The sequence below is a fragment of the Pseudomonas sp. G(2018) genome (assembly GCF_005502415.1).
Classification (GTDB): Bacteria; Pseudomonadota; Gammaproteobacteria; order Pseudomonadales; family Pseudomonadaceae; genus Aquipseudomonas.
This window is the reverse complement of sequence record NZ_SCOO01000088.1, coordinates 1-1,628: the sequence shown is the minus strand read 5'-3', so window position 1 is coordinate 1,628 and position 1,628 is coordinate 1. Positions and strand designations below refer to the sequence as shown.

Here is a 1,628-nt window from a genome sequence, read left to right as displayed (position 1 = left end):
CAGGCTGTGTGAAAACCTAGCAATCTGCTGGCCGGTTGAAGAAAATGCCCGTATCGCAAGATACGGGCATTTTTCTTATGCGCTATATCCAAGGTGAAAACCGCTCCCAGAGCGCTCTGTTTCCACTCTCGCTAGACGAACTCATTCCCGATGACCATCTGGTTCGGGTGATCGAAGCCTATGTTTCGCTTCTGGACTTTGAGCTGCTGGGCTTCGACAAAGCCAGGCCCAAGGCCACGGGACGCCCTTCGTATGATCCCGCCGACCTGCTCAAACTCTACCTCTACGGCTATTTTCAGCGCATCCGCTCGTCGCGGCGGCTCGAGGCAGAGTGTCAGCGCAACGTTGAAGTCATGTGGCTGCTTGGCCGGCTGGCCCCTGATTTCAAAACCATCGCTGATTTTCGGCGCGATAACAGCGCTGCGTTCACCGCAACCTGCCGCGCCTTTGTTCGGTTTTGCCGAAATGCCGGTCTGATTGCCGGCGAGTTGGTGGCCATCGATGGCAGCAAGTTTCAGGCGGTTGCCTCAAGTCGCAAACACCTGACACCGAAAAAGCTCAAGCAGCGAGAAGCGGTGCTCGATAAGCGAATTGCGCGTTATCTGGCACAACTTGATGAAGCAGATCGTGGCGAGGATGGGGAATCGATTGATCGTTCAGCGGTGCAAGCCGCGCTTCAAGAGTTGCAGGTAAAAAAGGCCAATAACCAGACCTGTCAGGTGCTGATGGAGGCTCAAGGTCTGGTTCAACACGTCGTGGGCGAGCCCGAGGCCCAGAAGATGCGAACGGCGTCCGGCCCGCTCGTGGCTTACAACATTCAAAGTGCTGTAGATGCCAAACATTGTCTGATTCTGCACCACGAAGTCACTCAGGAAGGCACCGACAATCGCCAGCTCGATCCGATGGCCAAAGCGGCCAAAGAGGAGCTGCACCAATCCGAACTCTGCGTCACAGCGGATGCGGGCTACTCCAATGGCGCCCAGTTTCAGAGCTGTGAAGATGCCGGCATCACGGCGTTTGTGCCCCCGAATCGGTCCATCAACACCACCGGTGGCGACGAACAATACTTTGATCGAACCGAATTCATTTATGACACGGACAACGATCAATATCAGTGCCCCGCCGGCAACCAACTGACACTCAAACAACTGAGCAAGGGCGACCGGATCTATCAGGCGGCTATCAGCGACTGCCGAAGTTGTCCGCTCAAAAGCCGCTGCACCAAGGCCGAACGCCGGTATCTGACGCGCCATGCCCACGAAGCGGCATTTGAGCGAATGGAGCTGCGGATGAAGGCCCATCCCGAAATGATGGTCAATCGCCGATCCATCGTCGAGCATCCCTTCGGCAACCTGAAGCAATGGATCTTCGGCAATGGCCGGTTTTTGCTGCGCCAGTTACAGGGTACTCGCGCAGAAATGGCTCTTGCGGTACAGGCCTACAACTTGAAAAGAGCTATCCAGGTGCTGGGAGCGCAAAAACTGATGGAACTGATGGGCTAAGAGGCCCTTTCATTATTCAGATTTCAGATTTCAGATTTCAGATTTCAGATTTCAGAAAAGCAAAATGCCCCGACAAGTCGGGGCATTTGCTTTTAGCCGGCGCAGATTGCGTTTTCACACAGCCTG

1 protein-coding gene is annotated in these 1,628 nt (G+C 55.0%); it reads left to right on the top strand.

The features are described 5' to 3' along the window. The first annotated feature begins 77 nt into the window (after positions 1–77). Complete coding sequence (locus tag FFS64_RS31160) at positions 78–1,502, top strand: IS1182 family transposase (RefSeq protein WP_044271542.1); 1,425 nt, start codon at positions 78–80, stop codon at positions 1,500–1,502. Positions 1,503–1,628 lie beyond the last annotated feature (126 nt).